This window comes from Kitasatospora sp. NPDC088346, assembly GCF_044740765.1.
GTDB lineage: Bacteria > Actinomycetota > Actinomycetes > Streptomycetales > Streptomycetaceae > Kitasatospora.
This window is the reverse complement of the sequence record NZ_JBIURH010000048.1, coordinates 18,600-34,097: the sequence shown is the minus strand read 5'-3', so window position 1 is coordinate 34,097 and position 15,498 is coordinate 18,600. Positions and strand designations below refer to the sequence as shown.

Here is a 15,498-nt window from a genome sequence, read left to right as displayed (position 1 = left end):
CTGGGTCCGCTGGTCCCGACTGCCAGCAACGCGGTAGCAATCCGTCCGACTCCCGTCCCGGGCATTGGCTGAGGTCCATTCCCCCGGGACGGGGCACAACCCTGCCTCCCACGGCAGGTACTCGCGGCGCCCCGGGGCGCCGCGGGAGGCAACACGCTGTCCCCCGGCGGGGAGCACGCCACCGGCGCACGGCCGTCCACCAGACGTGAGCGGACGCACCGGCGACGGTCCCGCCCCGCCCGTCCGACGGGATGCCCCTGCCGGGGTGAGGGACAGCACCGGCCGGCCCCGAGCGGCCATGGTCAAGCACCGCTCGGGGCCGGCACCACCACGACCAGACGAAACGAGGGACGAATGAGCGTCACCACGCACAGCCCCCGTACCGCCGGAGCACACAGCCCGCTCCGCAGCCGGCCCGCCGTACGCGCACTCTTGGAGGGCCCGGCCCTGACCCCGGCCGACCTGTCCATGGTGCTGCTGGTCACCGAGGACCAGGTCGCCCGGCCCATGCCGACGGTCACGGTCAACGACATCCCGGCCGTGGTCCGTGAGTGCGCCGCGCTCGGCATCCGGTCCGTGAAGGTGTTCGCCGAGTCGAGCAAGCGGGACGCCACCGGGGAACTCTCGGTCGACCCGGGCTCGCTGATGGCCCGAGCCATCCGAGCTGTGAAGGACACCGAGCCGGCCATCGCGGTCATGACGGAGACGTGCCTGTGCAGCTACACCGACAACGGGCACTGCTACATCACCGACCACCACGCACGGCCGAACCTGGCCGCGACAATCGACGTCACCAGCCGCCAGGCCGTCGCCCACGCCGAAGCCGGCGCGGACATCGTCGGGCCCGCAAGCATGGTCCTCGGAACCACCCGGGGCGCACGTGACGCGCTGGACCAGAGCGGGCACGGCGCGGTGTCCGTCATGCCGCACGTGATCTTCTGGTCGAGCCTCTACGACGGCTTCCGGCGCACCATGGGCGCGAGCCCGAAAGCCGGAGTCAACCGGGAATTCCAGATCAACCCGACCAGGCCCGACCAATTCATAGACACCGCCATGCGGATGGTCGCCGACGGCGCCGACATGCTGCTGCTGGAACCCGGCCTGTTCACCGGGGACATGCTCCGGGACCTCAAGGACCGCACCCTCGCGCCCCTGTTCCCGTTCTCCGTATCCGGGGAGTACACCACCCTGGCGCCCCTCGACCCGGGCACCGGCGAGCGGGACGTGCGCACCCTGGTCGAGTACTGCACCACGCTGCGCCGGGCGGGCGCTGCCGCGACCGTCACGTACGGCGCGGTGGAGATCGCCCGGCAGCTCAGCTAGACCGAAGCGGCGGGCCGAATCCCATCGAGAATGACGCGCGCGCCCTGGTCGACCAGTTCCTCGGCCAGGGCAGCGCCGAGCCTTTCCGGCTCGCCCGCCGGGCCGGCGAGCGTCCCGGATACGCGGCGCCGGCCGTCGAGGGACGTTACCTGAGCAAACAGGGAGAGAGCCCCGTTCGGCAGGGTCTCGGCATAGGCACCCACAGGCACACTGCACCCGCCGTGGAGCTCGGCGAGCAGGGCACGTTCGGCGCGCACCTGAGCGCCCGCGGCCGGATCTCCGACTGTCCCGAGCACGTTCCGCACGGCCGTGTTGTCCTCGCGGACCTGAATCCCGAGAGCACCCTGTCCGGGGCTCGGCGGAAAGAGGTCGAGCGGCAGCAACTCGCCGATGGCGTCATCAAGGCCGAGCCGGCGAAGACCCGCCGCAGCGAGGACCACGGCGTCAAGCCCCATTGTCTTGATCTTCTGCAGGCGAGGCGGAACGTTCCCGCGAATCGGGATCACCTGCAGGTCGGGGCGGACCGCCAGAAGCTGAGCGATCCGGCGAGGGGCGCCCGTCCCGACCTTGGCGCCGCGCCGGAGGCCGGCGAGCGTCGACCCACACAGCGCGTCGCGCACATCCTCGCGGCCCGGCGGCGGAAGCAGCATCAAGCCCTCGGGGTTGGCCGTGGGCAAGTCCTTGAGGGAGTGGATCACCACGTCAACGTCACCGCGGACTAGGGCGGCTTCCTGCTCAGTGCTGAATGCGGACCCACCGCTCACGGCGCTGACGCTCGACAGCAGAGAGCGACGATCCTTGTCCCCACCTTCAAGGATCACCCGGTGCGTGAACGTGTGCTCCGCGAACCGAGTCCGGAGCGGATCAAGATACTCACGCACCTGAGTCCGAGCGAGGGCGCTTGCACGTGAGCCGACCAGAAACGTGGTCATCGGTGACCCCTCTAGAGCTGACTGCTACTCAGATCAGGGTATGGCGGTGGGTCCGGTGCTCTTACAGACAGCTGGTCGGGAAGCAGGAGTGTGCCGCTTGCCCGTCCGGGTTACTCGCCGTCTGGCGTTGGGGCGCCCTGGGGGACGACGAACGACCCTCGGCCGCGCACGGTCTCGACGAGCCCCTGCTCGCGAAGTGTGGCGACGGCGCGCCGTGCGGTCTCCCGGGCGACGCCGAACCGTGTGCACAGTTCGCTCTCGGACGGGATCGGCCCGTCCGCGCCGTACTGTCCGGCGCCGATCTCGCGTCTGATCGCGTCCGCCACCTGCAGGTACGGCGCGACCCGTCCGCGGGGATCAATCGGGGTCTCTGCCATGCGCCGAAGCGTAGACGCCGGCGCCCACCGGCGCCCACTTAGACGTACTTGGGTAGACCTAGACAGGGTTAGACAAGTGGCGCTAGCGTCGTGCCACAACACAAGAGGCCCCGAGACCGTGCGACCGGTCCCGAGGCCAACGCCGACCAGCTAAATCGGAGCTGATCAACATGCGGCACTCTATCGCCCTGGCACTCCTCCGGCTCTTCCGTCTGCTGCTGCCCGCCAATGGGAGGCACCGCAGGCGCCGGCCTGTGGTCGTGATTTGCGGTCCGGTCGAGCCTTTGCAGCTCATCGTGCCAAAGCGCATCATCTGTGCTTCGGTCCGACCGATCTCAGCGCGAGAACTCGCGGCCACTCTTCTCGATCTCCCGTCGCGTCTCGTGCCTCGCTACCTCGTGGCGTTCGAGCGCATGACCCCAGCAGAGCAGGCAGCGGTGCGTCGCCGGCAGGAGGTCGAGTCGGCGAAGCGGTGGGCTCGGGTCGAGCAGTGGGCGCAGGTCTTGCAGGACGAGAAGCGAGAGCAGCAGCGCCGCCGCGCCGCAGCGTTCGCCGCCGCGCTTGACCTGCCCGACCCGCTGCACTGGCTTGACGAGCTGACGAGCAACGCTGTGCCCTCGCTTGCCGTAGCAGTCTGACGCGCGCCACAACGACAAAGGCGCCCCCGTACCGGCCATGTGGCCGGTACGGGGGCGTAGTGCTGTCTACGGGGGGTCGAGGTGGCGGGCGGTGCGCTGGTCGACGCGGTCGACCGCATCGCGCAGTGAGCCGCCGCTGTTGGGGTGCAGCTCGTGCTCGACGGTGCCGAGCTTGTGCTCGATCCGGTCGAGCCGGGCCATGACGCCGGGGTGCTCGTCGGTGCCGGCCCAGCCGTCGATGAAGTCCTCGACGCGGCGGGCGAGCCGGTGCGCGCCGCGGGTGGCGCGCCAGAGCAGGCCGGCCGCGCCAGCGATCGCGACGACCGCGCCGCACCACAGCAGGACGGCGTCGAGGCTGGCGGCGCCGGTCGTCGGGTCGCTCACTCGATGGTGTCCTCGTCGGTCGGGACCGGGGTGCGCAGCCACGCGGGCAGCAGCTGCTCGACGACGGGCAGAGCCATCAGTCGAGTGATCGCGCCGGCGACGGTGAGCGCGACGGCGACGCCGGGCAGGGTCTCGGGGATGCCGGCGGTGGAGATGAGCAGGGGGAGGGCGGCGAGCAGGCCGAGCAGGGTCTGCAGGCCGGTGCGGATGGTGCGCCGGGTGGCGTCGGTCATGGTGAATCGGTCCTCTCGGTTGGTGGTGATCAGGTGCGGGGCGCGGTCCATGCCGCGGCCCAGGAGGCGGGCCCGAGGACCGAGTCGGCGTCGAGCCCCTTCTCGGCCTGGAAGGCGTGCAGGACGCCGGCGGACTGCGGGCCGAACACGCCGTCGACGTCGATCGACCAGCCGCGGTCACGCATGCGCTGCTGCCACTGGCGGACATCCGAGCCGGACATGCGCGGGGAGCGCAGGGAGATGTACCGGCCGGGCCACGACGGGTAGTCCGCGGCCGGCGGGGTCGGCTGCGCGGGGGTGGGCTTGCCGAGCAGCTCGGCGGCGCGGGCAAGGATCGCGCCGCGCTGGGCCTTGCGGATCGGGCCCGGACAGTCCGGGTGCCCGCCCCACGCGGCGCCGCCGGCCCCGTGCCAGGTGAACCCCCGCTCGGTGGTGGAGTCGATGACCTGCAGGGGCCACGCCCACAGGCGGGCGCCCCAGGCGTAGATCTGGGCGACGCCCTCGATCTGCGCGGCGGTGAGCGGCTCGGACGGGTATCCCTCCGTCTCGACGGAGGCGTACGCGCGGTTGCCGGCGCCCTGCGCCCACGCGCGGTCGGACCCGGTGTCGACGTACTGCTCGATGCGGCCGGAGGTGCTCACCCAGAAGTCGGACGAGGCTTCCGAGTCCTCGTCGTCGAACCAGCCGAACGGCGAGTTGCGGCCGTCCTGCACGTGCAGGACGAGGCCGCGCTGCTCGGTGCGGCCGGCGGCGGTGCGGTTGCGGACGGGGCGCCAGACGGCGCCGGGCATGCGTGCCACGGTGGTTGTCTCCAGACATGCGAAAGCCCCCGGGCCGGTCGGCACGGGGGCTGCGGATTTGGTGGTCGGACGGGTGCGGTGGTGCGGGGTGGGTTAGGACTGGGCGCCGTACATGCCGGTGGGGCAGACCCGGACGCGGCCGGTGCCGGAGACGCGCCAGACCTTGATTTCGACCTCGACGCCGGCGAAGAAGTCGCCGGGGACGGGCAGGGCGCCGTCCCCCCACTGGATCCACCCGCCGTTGGTCTCGTGCACGGCGCCCCACGGTTGGCCGTTCATGTAGACCTGGCAGCGGCCGACGGTCCCGGCATCGGCCTGCAGGTAACCGCCGATGCTGGCCTTGGGCTGCTGGCGCAGGTGCGCGCCGGACCACAGCGCATTGGGGTTGCTATCGGTGGTCCAGGCGTAGGCGTCGAGGTCGTTCGTGGGGTAGAGCGGGGTGTGCAGGTAGGGGCGGGCGAGACCGCCGGCGACCCGGTCCTCGGAGATGATCACGTTGCCGCGGGCGTCCCACAGGTCGATGCCCTGCGGCTCGGGCCCGCCGGACCACATCGACAGGGCGAGCGACCCGTCTTCCCGGTTGAGCAGTAGGCCGTACTGCGGGCTGCCGTCCGGGTGGGGGTCGAGCTTGCCCAGGAACAGGAGCTCGGTGCCGTCGGCGTCCTTGACGGTCAGGGTGCCGCCTTCGGCGATGACGACCTGGCCGTGCTGGATCTGGTCGAGGGCTGGCCGGGTCTGCGCGCGGCCGGTGAGCTCGCGCACCTGGCGTTCGAGCGCGCGGATTCGGTCGAGCAAGTCCTGCGGAATCGCAGCCATTCAGGCAGCCTCCAAGGTGAGTTTCGCGGTCTCGGGCCGGCCGCGTTCGGGGGGTGAGGTGGCGAGGCCGACGACGCGGTATCGGGCGGTCATGCCTTCGGGCCACCACAGGTCGGTGATCCGCAGGCGGACCGCGGCGCCGAGCAGGGCCGGGGTGATCTGTCCGTCGAGCCGCACCGTGATCTCTGGGATGGTGAGTGGGCGCAGCCGGGATGCGGCGTCGGCTCGGGCGTGCGCGTCGAGGGTGTCCTGCTGCTCGACGGTCTGATAGTCGGAGCTGCCGTCGAGGCGCGGCCAACCCGCGGCAATGTCCTCGGTGTTGGTGAGGTGCGCGGACATCAGCGGGGTGGTGTCGGCGGTTTGGTTGCGGTTGGTCGAGGACCCGCGCGACTGCCAGGAGTTGGCTTGCCCGGTGGCGTCGACGGGCCATGTGTAGGAGATGACCGGGCCGGGGCGGGTGAGGACGATCTCGCGGGCGCCGGTGGTGATGCGGGGGTGGCCGAGCTGCAGCCGTTTGATCCGCCGGCCGCTGTCGGGGTCGCGGTACGAGCCGATGCGCCACTCGAACCCGTCCTCGACCTTGGCGAGGGCGTCGATGATGTCCCGGACGTACGGCAGGTCGAACCGGGAGTAGAACCGATCGCGGGTGATGCCGGACAGTTCGGTGCCGGCCTCGATCCCGATGTCGCCGCCGGGCTGCGCGGCCAGGTAGGCGAGCAGCCCGCGCACGATGTCGAACTGATCAACGCCGCTCGACTCCGGGCTGTCGTAGAGCATGCGGCGGTTGAGATAGCTGTCCCAGGTCGCGGCCTGCAGGGTGAGCGCGAGGTAGCCGCGGTCATCGCTCGCGAGGCTGGTCGTCCACAGGATCCCGCCCCACCAGATGTCGCCGCCGCGCTCCAACCACAGCGCGGTGCGCCCCGGGATCAGGGACGCGCGGGCCCGGGCGGCGAGATCGGCCGTGACGATCCGCACCGTGCCCTGCAAGCTGCCGGTCTTGCCGATGAAGTCGTCGAGCGAGACGCCCCACAGCGGCAGGACGTCGAGCAGCTGATCGGACCTCAGGTCGCAGACCAGCACGCGGTAGGGCGTCGGGGTGAGCATGCCTGTGCCCACCCCCTCAGATGCACTCGTAGGTGATCGACCAGGTGAGCTGAATCTGCGCGTTGGTGCCCACGGGCACGACGTTCGAGACGTTGTCGAAGCCGCCCGCGCTGGTGGCCGTTTTGACGGTGAAACCCACCGTGGTGCCGCCCGGCGGGATCGCAGCGTTGCCGATCCAGTTGTTGTTGCCGAACTGCGTGTAGCTGCAGGGTCCTTGGACGGTGACACCGTTGTTGGCGGCCTGCACCGGGAGCGTGATGTTCCAGATCCCGGTGCCACCGTTGGTGGTGGAGCCGGCGCGCAGCTGCCCCATGTACGTGATCGTCTTGCCGATCCGGGTGTACCTCGTGACGAGGGTGCCGTTCCCGATGGCGGGGTTGGTGGTGGTGGCGGTCCACGTCGGGGCGTAGGTGGTCCAGCTGCCGAGCGGCACCCACGCGGATCCGGACCAGCGGTCGAGGCCGGCCGCGCCGTCGCGCCACTGCCCGCCGTAGCTGCCGGCCGACAGGCTGCCCGGTGCGATGCCGCCGAGCGCGGCGGGCCACGGCACCCAGGCGGACCCGGACCAGCGTTCGATCCGGCTGCCGGTGTCGCGGTACTGCCCGACGTAGGCGCCCGGGCCGGTGCCGGCGTCCGGCCGGATGCCGCCGGCCGCAACGGTGTAGGTCCGCAGATCGGTCGCCGCCGTGGCCCAGGTGATCCCGCCCGTTCCGGCGGACGCACCGACCGGCACCCGCACCTGCCACAGCGGCAGCGAGCAGGCCGGCGCCGCGGGCGCCACCGGCACCGATGCGGGCGTGCCCGGGACGACCTCGACCGTCGCCAGACTCTGGCCGGACGCATCGAACAACTGGTCATAGACGCGGAGCACGACCAGGTCGAGCCGGTCGTACTGCACATGTCCCGGGGCGACGGTGAGCAGTTCGGGGGCGGTCACCGCGACCGGGTAGGCGCCCTGCAGGGTGCTGCCCTGCACCACCGCCCGGCCGATGCCGAGCTGCGCCTGCATGGCGGCGGTGCCGGTGAGGGTGAGCGGGTCGCCACCGGGGATGACGCCGGGGGCGGTGGTGGTCGGGCCGGCGGGGGTCATGGTGCCGATGGGGGCGGCGCGGGTGTCCGCCCTGGTCTGTCCGGCCGGCGGGAGCCAGGCGGCGCGCACGGTCATGCGGGTGTCTCCTCCTACCAGTAGGCGTGGCGCCAGCGCAGGACGGCGCGGGCGGCGGGGTCGGGCACGGACTCGGCGGCACCGCGGAACACGAACGCGTTCTCGCCGGGCGGGATGACGAGCAGCTGCTCGGGCGCCGAAAGTGGGGTCGCGGTGTAGAGCCGGGAGGCGCCGGCCAGGGTGACCGTGCCGGCCGCGGCGTCGACGAGCAGCTCGTCGCCCGGACCGAGGGTGATGTCGTAGGCCCAGCGCAGCCCAGTTCGGGCGCAGGTAAAGGAGGGGCTCACTACGGGCCCACTGATGGCCAGGACGGCGGGCGCGGGCGCGTCGCCGGCGTTGATGGCGCTCAGGGTGCCGGTTGAGCCGGCCGCGCCGAAGTCGAGTGCGAGCAGGCTCTCGCCAGAGGGCACGTGCCAGTCGAGGCCCACCTCGTCGCGGGGCAGTCCGACCTCGACGGCCTGCTCGGTGAGGGAGTACCGGCGCGGGTCGCTCGCCTCGAACAGCAGGGCGGCGCCCGGCACGGTGCCGGTGCGGTAGCCCTTGCCGACCGGGACCGAGCGGCGCAGGCACCGCGCCCACACCACCAGCGGCCCGCGGTCGTCGAGGTGGACGACGAGCGGCTGCTCGCCATCCATCGACGACGCACCCGCCCCGAACCGCCGTACCGCCTCGCCGAGCTGAGCGACCGGCGCCCGAATGGTGATCCCCTCGACGGTGATCGTCCGAGGCTGCGCCCAGAGCTCACCGGGATAGGCGCCGTGCCCGGCCGGCCGGCTGACCGTGCCGGAGTCGAGCGCAGGCGAGTCCTCCCACCCGGTGAGCGTGCGCCACCGATACGCGGTGCCCGGGCCGATCAGCAGCTGCTCGCCAAACTGGATGTGCCCAGGGAGGGTGACGCGGTCACCGGCAGCCATGGTCACCCCCTGCGCTTGAGCTCCCAGCCGAGTGCCGCGGCCGTCTGGTCCGGCGACATGCCGCCGGCGTGGAAGTTCTCGATCTGCAGCAGCGGCCCGCCGGCGCCGAACTGCCCTGCACCGCCGGGCCCGTAGGCGCCGGCCGCGGCCGGTACGGGCACGGGGGCGACGCGCACCGCGGCAGTCAGGGCGGGGGTGTCGGGGACGTCGACCAGGTCCCGCATGGTGCGGGCGAGCGCGGGCTGCCCACCCTCGATCCCGCTGACGATGCCAGCAGGAATCCAGCGGCCGATATCACGCGCCATGACCCGCGACGGAGAATGAATTCCGAGCGCCTTAGCAATCGGCCCGGGAATCAAATTCTTGGCCCAACCCATCAGGGTGTCACGCAGCCATGACCCCATCGACTGGATGCCTTCCCACAGGCCGCGCACCACGTCGCGTCCCTTGTCGAGCAGCAACGAGCCAAGATCTCCAATTCCGTCCGCGATCCGACCCGGAAGCCCGCGCACAAATTCGATCAAGCCCGCGGCTTTCTCGACGACTCCGGACTTGATCGAATCCCAATGCTTGATGATCAAGCCGACCAGAGTCCAGTTGAGAAAGAAATTGACGAGCTGCTGCGGGATCGCCTTCACGAAATCGACGACCGCATTCCAGGCGGCCACGGCTCCCGATTGGATGGAATCCCAGTGTTTCATCAGGATTCCGGGGAGCGAGAAATTCATAAAGATGTCGACGAGGAATCCGGCCACCGCTTTGATCTTGGACCAGATCCATTCCCAGGCTGCGGCCGTCGCGTCTCGGACGGTGTCCCAGTTGGCCACGACGAGCGCGACCAGGGCGACCACAGCGGCGATGATCCAGCCGACCGGGCCCATCGCGAGCACCCACGCGGCAGCCATGCGGGCGGCCTGCAGCAGGCTCTGTGTGCCCATGAGCACCCACGACGCGACCACCCGCACCGCGGCGGCGCCGGCCGCGACTCCCTGTGACACCCAACCGGCGAGAATGCCCGTGTTGGTGGCAAGGAACGTCACGCCGGAGCGGACTGCAGCAGCAGACTGCGCGGCCCAACCTGCCACCGTTGCAGCGGTGGTGGTGGCGGCCTGCACGGCGAGCGCGACCAGCGTCGGCAGCATGATCGCGGCAATGACCCCGGCCGCGATCGAGAAGGCGATGCCGTGGTCGCGCACGAATCCGGTCGCGGTGCCGACCTCGCCGGCCAGCATGACGACCCAATCCGCCGTGGTGGTGATCGCCGGCACGACCTTCGAGCCGAGCACCTCGACGAGCCCCTGCTGCAGCCCGCGCGTGAACTCCGTGAACCGCGTACTCGCGTTGTCCCGCATCGTGTCGCCAGCCCGGGCGGCGGCGCCATCGACCGCGCCCAGACCGGCAACGGCGGCGGACGGGTCGAGCGAGAAAAGCGCCCCGGACAGGTCCTCGGCCTGCGATCCGAGAAGCGCAAAGGCGAGCCGCGAGCGTTCGCTCGGATCCTCGACCTGCCGCAGCCGATCCATGATCTGATCGAGAGCAGCATTCGCCGCCGGCCCGCCCCTGTTGAAAGCTGCGGCCATCTGGTCGGCATTGAGACCAATGGACTTGAGCCCATCGGCCGCGCTGCCGTCCTTGACGCGAATATTGAGTTCCTTGAAAGCGTCGGCGACGATATCGCTGTCGCGCGCACCGGCCTGCAATCCCTGCTGGATCAGACCGAGTGCCTGTTTGGCGTCGACCCCGAGATCCCGAAATTGCGTGGGATATTCATTGAGCGTGTCGAGCAGGTCCTCGGCAGAATTCGCGCCGACCTGCGAGCCACGCACAAGCACGTCGAACGCCTCGTCGGCATTCGCTGCCATGCCGGTTTTCAGCATCTTGCCGACCGCGATCGAGGTCGGCCCGACATCCTCGCCGAGAATGTCGGCAACCTGCTGCAGCCGGCCACCCACCCTGGCGAGCTGCTCCGACGTGGCGTCCGCCGGCACGAGACCCTGCTGCCACAGCGACTTCAACGTCTCGTTGGCAGCCTCGACGCTCTCCGTGTAGCCCTTCGAGTACAGGGCGCCGGCCGCCTTGCCGAGCTCGGCCGACTGCGCGGGGGACGCGCCCAGCTTGGCGGCGAGCAGGTCGGTTCCCTTGTCCTGGTCGACCGCCTCGTGCAGACCGGCCATGACGGCGGCGCCGATCGCGCCGCCGATCAGCACGCCCTTGACCTTGCCGAGTGCGTCGGTGATCCCCGCGCCGGCCCGCTCGCCGCCGCGCTCGGCCTCGTCGGCGAGCTGCTCGCCGAGCTCGCGCCCGGCACGCTCGCCACCCCGGCCGGCCTCGTTCTCGAACACCTGCGCGGTACGGCGGATGCCCGCCTCGACGCGCCGCAGGCCCTGCTCGGCCCCGGAGTCGTCGACATCGATAACGGCGAGCAGCTCGCCCACGGTGAGCGCCAAGAGAGCTCACCCCCAACACCGGCCGCAACCTGCGCCGGATGACTCGCATCCCGGAAACGGTGGTCTTCGGTCTGATGCAGCCGGCGATCTACGCCTCTGGGGGTAGCCCGGTGATCGCTGCGATGTCCGCGGGGTCCTCGATCCGGCGCGGGGTCCGCGCCCAGAGCTCACGGAACCGCGATCCCTCGCCGAGCCCGCCCAGCAGCACGATGAACCGCCGCTCGCTGAGGGCGGCGACCTGCTCGGCGGTCAGGTGGTAGGTACGGGCGAGATCGGACTCGACCGCGGCCCAGTGCGTCAGGACGGCCGACCAGAGCCCGCCGGCCGCTTCTTGCGCTTGGGCTTCTGGCGCCGCGCTGCCCGGTTCGGGGCCGGCGCCCCCGGGGCTTTTCCCTCGGCCTTGGCCGCGGACTGCTCGTCGTGGAGCTCGGCCGCGCGCCGCATGCTCACGCTGCCGGGCCGGCGGACGTTCGCCGCGGCGTAGATCAGCACGATGCCGAGCTGCCGGTCGGTCATGCCCTGCTCGGCCCAGAAGTCGAGGGCATCCTCGCCGACCAGGGTCCGCAGGATCGTCCGCACGTCGCCCGGGTCGGTCGAGTGCTGCAGCCGCTCCATCTGCAGAGTGAAGATCAGCGGCAGTGCATCGGGCAGGGTGTACCGGCGCCCGTAGAGCAGGAATGTTTCTGCTCGGGGTCGGGTGTTCTGCTCGGCGAAAAAGGCGTCGAAGTCGTCGAGGCCGGCGACCTGGTCGTGCTGGTCGAGGTCGAGCTGCTCGTCGTAGTCGCTCACGAGCCACCCCCGGCCGGCGGAGTCACCGGCGCCGTGGTCGGCTTCCCGCACCGGGTCACGGTGGCGGACCAAGACGTCTTCTCGTTGGTTCCGCCTCCCTGCTCCCCGGGGGTGCAGGTGGCATCCCAGACAACCCACTTGGTCTGACTGCGATGCCGCCAGCGCACCGGGTTGTGCGAGTCGACACCGAGCCGGTACGCCCACACGTTGTCGACGTACGCCTGCCCGGCGTCCTGTACGCCGGTCTTGTCCACGGCGTACTTGGACTCAAGCTCGATGGTCGCGCCGCGCTGCATGACGTCCTGCGAGAAGTGCCCTTCGTCGTCGAAGCTGGTCGTCTCCTCGGTCTCCTCGTTCTCACCGGGGTTGTGCGAGAAGCTCGTCAGCATGCCGATTCGCAGCCACGTCTCGGTGCTGGCAGAGATGTCCTGCACCTCGAACAGCCAGCCCCGGGCGTCGATCGGTCGGGTAGTGGTGGCCACAAGTCACCTCCTAGGTAGGGCGGTTGGTGGTTGCCTCGACATCGAGGCGAAAGTTCACGGTGTGTTCGTGCCGGCCGGTCGCGTCGATGCCGATCGGACTCGGGGTCTGCTGCGCCACGCACAGCACGAGCCATGTCCCGCCCGGTAGTTCGATGCCGGCGAGCCCGTGCAGGGCCTCGTAGATCGCCTCTGCGCGGGCGCGGGAGATCCGGGGGTCGGCGGTGCCGCGTACGCGGACCTGCAGCGCGCGCTCGTCCCACCCGTTGAGGGCGTCGGGTTCGCCGGCGCCGTAGAGGGAGAGCTGCACCGCGCGGTCGGGCGACTGCGGCATCGTCTCGATGAACGTGTCGCCGCGGGTGCCGGTGGGGTCGTAGGTGAGCAGACCAGCGGACTGCAGGTAGCGGGCGAGCTGGTCGAGTAGGTCGAGCAAGTGCATCGTCCCCGGAGGATTCGTCGGGCGCTTCGCCGTCGAGGTAGCGTCGACGTGCGGGGCTCGAACGGAAGGAAAGTGACTGATGGGTAAGGAAGTTGAAGACTTGAAGCGGGCGTACGACGCGGCGCTCGCCGATCTCACGGCGGCGCAGGACGAAGCCAACAAGCTGACCAGCGGTGGTGCTCTCATCGCGGGGAAGGACGTTCCGGGCGTACCCAGCGGGGTGGCGAAGAAGGTGTACGAGACCCTCGACAAGGCGCAGGAGGCATACGGCAAGGCGAGCCGGGCCTACGACGCTGCTCGGTGATCTCGGATTCGGCGCGGTCTAGCGGAGCGCCCGCCGCACTGCTGCGGCGATGATCTGCTCGACCGTGCCGGCCTCGGTGACGAGGGGCTGTTCGAGGTATTTCGCGCTCCGGCCGGCGTCGTGTCGGGCGGTCATGTCCTCGTGCACCTTGGCTGCATAGGGGGTGTCGTAGGACACTGCGGCGGTCAGCTGCTCCTCGTCGACGGACGCCACGCCGGAGCGTTCGAGGGTGCCCTCTTCGATGGGCACGAGTTCGCGGGATCGCTGCAGGACGTACTCGGCGGCGGCGAGCAGGCCGCGGGCGGCGCCGGCCCGTTCGGCGCGCAGGACAGCGTCGCCGGTCCACGTGATCCGGCCGCGACGGGGGGTCATTCGCACATCACCTCCGTGTGGGCGGGCACGGGCAGGCCCGGGGCGTCGATGGGTGAGACAGAGATCGGGGTCGTGGCGCGGCCGGATGGCAGGGTGATCCGGGAGCCGGCCGGCACGGCGGTGTCGGGGTCGAGCAGGAGCTGCGCTGAGCTGACGACCTGCCGGCCGTCCGGGGCGCGCACGAGCCGCACAGTGTCGGCGACCAGGGCGGGCACGTCGGTCACGGGCGGGCCGTAGAGGGGCCCGTACGCCGAATCCCCCTGGTACGGCTCGATGGTGATCCGGTGGTGCAGCAGCCACCCCGGTACGCGGGTCACCATGGGTGCACCCCGTGCCCGGTGAGCCCGGCCCGCTGCAGTGCGCGACGGGCCCGCGGGGCAAGGTCGACGGCGCTGCCGGCCGGGCCGGGGCTGCTCGACGACAGGCTGATCGAGCCGGCCGATACGGACGACCAGCGGGCCGACGCTCCGGTGCCGTCCTCGCCCGCGGCGAGCTGGTACTCGACCTGAGCACAGGTGGCGTCGGCGAGTGCAGCCGCGTGCGCGGGGTCGGTGGGCGCGCCGGTGGAGTCGACCGGGTAGCAGGCGGTGAGCAGCGCGGCGTCGATGTCTTCGGCTGCGCGGGTGAGCAGCCGCTCGGCGTCCGCGGGTGCGGGGCGGCCGGTCCATGCGGTGAGCTGCTCGGGGGTGGCGTAGCGGGCCACGTCATCCCCTTACTTGGCGCGGGCGGTGGTCTTGCCCTTGGACGTGGAAGGGGCCGGCGAGCTGCTGCTCGCCGGCCCCGTGCCGGTGTCCTCGGTGCCCGGGTTGCCGGGGTCGTTGTCGAGGTGCTCGACGGTGTATCCGTGGCGCCGGAAGTACAGCCGGGCACCGACGTTGAGCTCGTCGACGGTGGCCCGGCCGGCGGCGAAGAATACGCCGGCGATCGTCTCGTCGTGGTCCCCGTCGGGGGACGTGATCGCGTACATCACTGCACCTTGACGTTCCGCAGCACCGCCGCGGCCCGGGTCGCCTTGAGCGCGACGGCCACCGGCCCGAGCTCGACCTCACCCGTCTTGACGGCGCCGCTCGTTGAGAAATCGGGCAGCCACTGCCGCACGAGCTGCCCGCCGGTGGTCGACACACCGTGGAATCCGTCGGTACCGAGCCGCACGGCGTACAGGTCGGAAAGGCCGGTGATCTGCCCGCCGGGGCCGGCGCCGTCGACGTCGCGGGACTCGACCGGGATCACGGGTGAGGTGCTGCCGGCCTTGTCGCCCAGGTCGACGAACGGCACGCCGTTGTACGTCTCGACGTGCTGCCCGAAGCTGTTGGGGCTGCGGTCGTAGTAGCCGGCCCGTCGGGCGAGCGAGCGAATCCTCGCGATCAGCTTGCGGTTGCCGAACAGCGCGGACGGGGTGCCGTCGAGCAGGGACAGGAACTCGTCGAGGATGTCGAGCGCGTCGTTGGCCTTACCGGCGTCGCTGCCGAGCGTGGCGCCGGTCCAGTCCAGCGACGTGCCGGCGCCCATCTCGGTCGTGGAACCCGCGAGCCCCTTGTCGAGGCCGTCGAATCCAGCCTCGGCGCCCGGGGTCGTGATCCGCTTGCCGTTGATGACCTGGTCGGAGAAGAACGCGTTCGCCGACTTGATCGTCTGGCCCATCTGGAACGCGGTCTCGTTCGAGGCCGCGGCGCCCAGGTTGGCGAGCACGCGGTCGACCTCGAAAGCTCCGCCGAGCGGCGCCAGGTCGACCGTGAAGCGGGCACGCTTGGCCTGAGCCTTGGCGTACTCGGTGCCCAGCACACGGAACGCGGCGGGCCGCTCGGTGACGAGCCGGGTGTAGCCATAGGTGAGGGTCGCACCGCCACCGGCGGGCGACACAGCGTCCTCGAACGGAAGGTTGTCGAGCAGCCACGAGGACTTGCGGAACTCGTCGATCACCATCAGATCGACGTCGTCCTGCGTGTTGAGCTTGGCATCAGCCAGGGTGATAGCCATAAGGG

At 70.9% G+C, this 15,498-nt stretch carries 21 protein-coding genes; 3 read left to right on the top strand and 18 right to left on the bottom strand.

Annotated elements, in window-relative coordinates:
- Positions 1-354: 354 nt before the first annotated feature.
- Positions 355-1,323, top strand: a complete 969-nt coding sequence (locus ACIOFR_RS34990) for a hypothetical protein (RefSeq protein WP_401003677.1) — start codon at positions 355-357, stop codon at positions 1,321-1,323.
- Here ACIOFR_RS34990 and hemC read toward each other — a convergent pair.
- Both hemC and ACIOFR_RS34980 read right to left on the bottom strand, forming a co-directional pair.
- The gene (hemC, locus tag ACIOFR_RS34985) at positions 1,320-2,255 is read right to left on the bottom strand and encodes a hydroxymethylbilane synthase (RefSeq protein ID WP_401003676.1); all 936 of its coding nucleotides are present in this window, start codon (positions 2,253-2,255) and stop codon (positions 1,320-1,322) included. The two genes, ACIOFR_RS34990 and hemC, sit on opposite strands and share 4 nt — an antisense overlap.
- A gap of 110 nt (positions 2,256-2,365) precedes the next feature.
- Complete coding sequence (locus tag ACIOFR_RS34980; protein ID WP_401003674.1) at positions 2,366-2,632, bottom strand: GntR family transcriptional regulator; 267 nt, start codon at positions 2,630-2,632, stop codon at positions 2,366-2,368.
- 284 nt (positions 2,633-2,916) lie between these two features.
- Here ACIOFR_RS34980 and ACIOFR_RS34975 point away from each other — a divergent pair, with 284 nt between their 5' ends.
- Positions 2,917-3,270: a hypothetical protein gene (locus ACIOFR_RS34975; protein WP_401003672.1), complete on the top strand. Its 354-nt coding sequence runs from the start codon at positions 2,917-2,919 to the stop codon at positions 3,268-3,270.
- A gap of 66 nt (positions 3,271-3,336) precedes the next feature.
- On the opposite strand, the gene ACIOFR_RS34970 is transcribed toward ACIOFR_RS34975, so the two are convergent.
- The 11 genes from ACIOFR_RS34970 to ACIOFR_RS34920 all read right to left on the bottom strand — a co-directional run bounded on the left by ACIOFR_RS34970 (position 3,337) and on the right by ACIOFR_RS34920 (position 12,840).
- Positions 3,337-3,654, bottom strand: a complete 318-nt coding sequence (locus ACIOFR_RS34970; RefSeq protein WP_401003670.1) for a hypothetical protein — start codon at positions 3,652-3,654, stop codon at positions 3,337-3,339.
- Positions 3,651-3,887 (bottom strand): hypothetical protein, encoded by a 237-nt coding sequence (locus ACIOFR_RS34965; protein WP_401003668.1) that lies wholly within the window; start codon positions 3,885-3,887, stop codon positions 3,651-3,653. Before ACIOFR_RS34965 ends, ACIOFR_RS34970 begins: the two co-directional genes overlap by 4 nt.
- 29 nt (positions 3,888-3,916) lie before the next feature.
- Entirely contained in the window at positions 3,917-4,678 is a 762-nt protein-coding gene (locus tag ACIOFR_RS34960) for an N-acetylmuramoyl-L-alanine amidase (protein WP_401003710.1), read from the bottom strand.
- 102 nt (positions 4,679-4,780) lie between these two features.
- Entirely contained in the window at positions 4,781-5,503 is a 723-nt protein-coding gene (locus tag ACIOFR_RS34955; RefSeq protein WP_401003666.1) for a hypothetical protein, read from the bottom strand.
- A complete protein-coding gene (locus ACIOFR_RS34950; RefSeq protein ID WP_401003664.1) occupies positions 5,504-6,607 on the bottom strand; it encodes a hypothetical protein in 1,104 nt (367 codons plus the stop codon).
- Between the two features lie 16 nt (positions 6,608-6,623).
- Complete coding sequence (locus ACIOFR_RS34945; protein ID WP_401003662.1) at positions 6,624-7,772, bottom strand: hypothetical protein; 1,149 nt, start codon at positions 7,770-7,772, stop codon at positions 6,624-6,626.
- Between the two features lie 14 nt (positions 7,773-7,786).
- Positions 7,787-8,686 carry a hypothetical protein gene (locus ACIOFR_RS34940; protein WP_401003660.1) on the bottom strand — a complete coding sequence of 300 codons (900 nt, stop codon included), beginning with the start codon at positions 8,684-8,686 and terminating at the stop codon, positions 7,787-7,789.
- Between the two features lie 2 nt (positions 8,687-8,688).
- Complete coding sequence (locus ACIOFR_RS34935; RefSeq protein WP_401003658.1) at positions 8,689-11,133, bottom strand: phage tail tape measure protein; 2,445 nt, start codon at positions 11,131-11,133, stop codon at positions 8,689-8,691.
- 297 nt (positions 11,134-11,430) lie between these two features.
- Complete coding sequence (locus ACIOFR_RS34930) at positions 11,431-11,922, bottom strand: hypothetical protein (RefSeq protein WP_401003656.1); 492 nt, start codon at positions 11,920-11,922, stop codon at positions 11,431-11,433.
- Positions 11,919-12,404, bottom strand: a complete 486-nt coding sequence (locus ACIOFR_RS34925) for a phage tail tube protein (RefSeq protein WP_401003654.1) — start codon at positions 12,402-12,404, stop codon at positions 11,919-11,921. Before ACIOFR_RS34925 ends, ACIOFR_RS34930 begins: the two co-directional genes overlap by 4 nt.
- A 10-nt stretch (positions 12,405-12,414) precedes the next feature.
- Complete coding sequence (locus ACIOFR_RS34920) at positions 12,415-12,840, bottom strand: minor capsid protein (protein ID WP_401003652.1); 426 nt, start codon at positions 12,838-12,840, stop codon at positions 12,415-12,417.
- Between the two features lie 79 nt (positions 12,841-12,919).
- Between ACIOFR_RS34920 and ACIOFR_RS34915 the strand changes: the two genes are divergently transcribed.
- Positions 12,920-13,144: a hypothetical protein gene (locus ACIOFR_RS34915; protein ID WP_401003650.1), complete on the top strand. Its 225-nt coding sequence runs from the start codon at positions 12,920-12,922 to the stop codon at positions 13,142-13,144.
- 18 nt (positions 13,145-13,162) lie between these two features.
- Here ACIOFR_RS34915 and ACIOFR_RS34910 read toward each other — a convergent pair whose 3' ends face one another.
- From ACIOFR_RS34910 to ACIOFR_RS34890, 5 genes are read right to left on the bottom strand one after another with little or no spacing between them, the layout of a single operon-like run.
- The gene (locus ACIOFR_RS34910; protein WP_401003648.1) at positions 13,163-13,516 is read right to left on the bottom strand and encodes a hypothetical protein; all 354 of its coding nucleotides are present in this window, start codon (positions 13,514-13,516) and stop codon (positions 13,163-13,165) included.
- Positions 13,513-13,836 carry a hypothetical protein gene (locus tag ACIOFR_RS34905; RefSeq protein WP_401003646.1) on the bottom strand — a complete coding sequence of 108 codons (324 nt, stop codon included), beginning with the start codon at positions 13,834-13,836 and terminating at the stop codon, positions 13,513-13,515. The genes ACIOFR_RS34910 and ACIOFR_RS34905 overlap by 4 nt, the downstream gene beginning before the upstream one ends.
- The gene (locus ACIOFR_RS34900) at positions 13,830-14,219 is read right to left on the bottom strand and encodes a hypothetical protein (RefSeq protein WP_401003644.1); all 390 of its coding nucleotides are present in this window, start codon (positions 14,217-14,219) and stop codon (positions 13,830-13,832) included. The genes ACIOFR_RS34905 and ACIOFR_RS34900 overlap by 7 nt, the downstream gene beginning before the upstream one ends.
- 9 nt (positions 14,220-14,228) lie before the next feature.
- Entirely contained in the window at positions 14,229-14,483 is a 255-nt protein-coding gene (locus ACIOFR_RS34895) for a hypothetical protein (protein ID WP_401003642.1), read from the bottom strand.
- Positions 14,483-15,493, bottom strand: coding sequence for a major capsid protein (locus ACIOFR_RS34890; protein WP_401003641.1), 1,011 nt, complete (start codon positions 15,491-15,493; stop codon positions 14,483-14,485). The genes ACIOFR_RS34895 and ACIOFR_RS34890 overlap by 1 nt, the downstream gene beginning before the upstream one ends.
- Positions 15,494-15,498 lie beyond the last annotated feature (5 nt).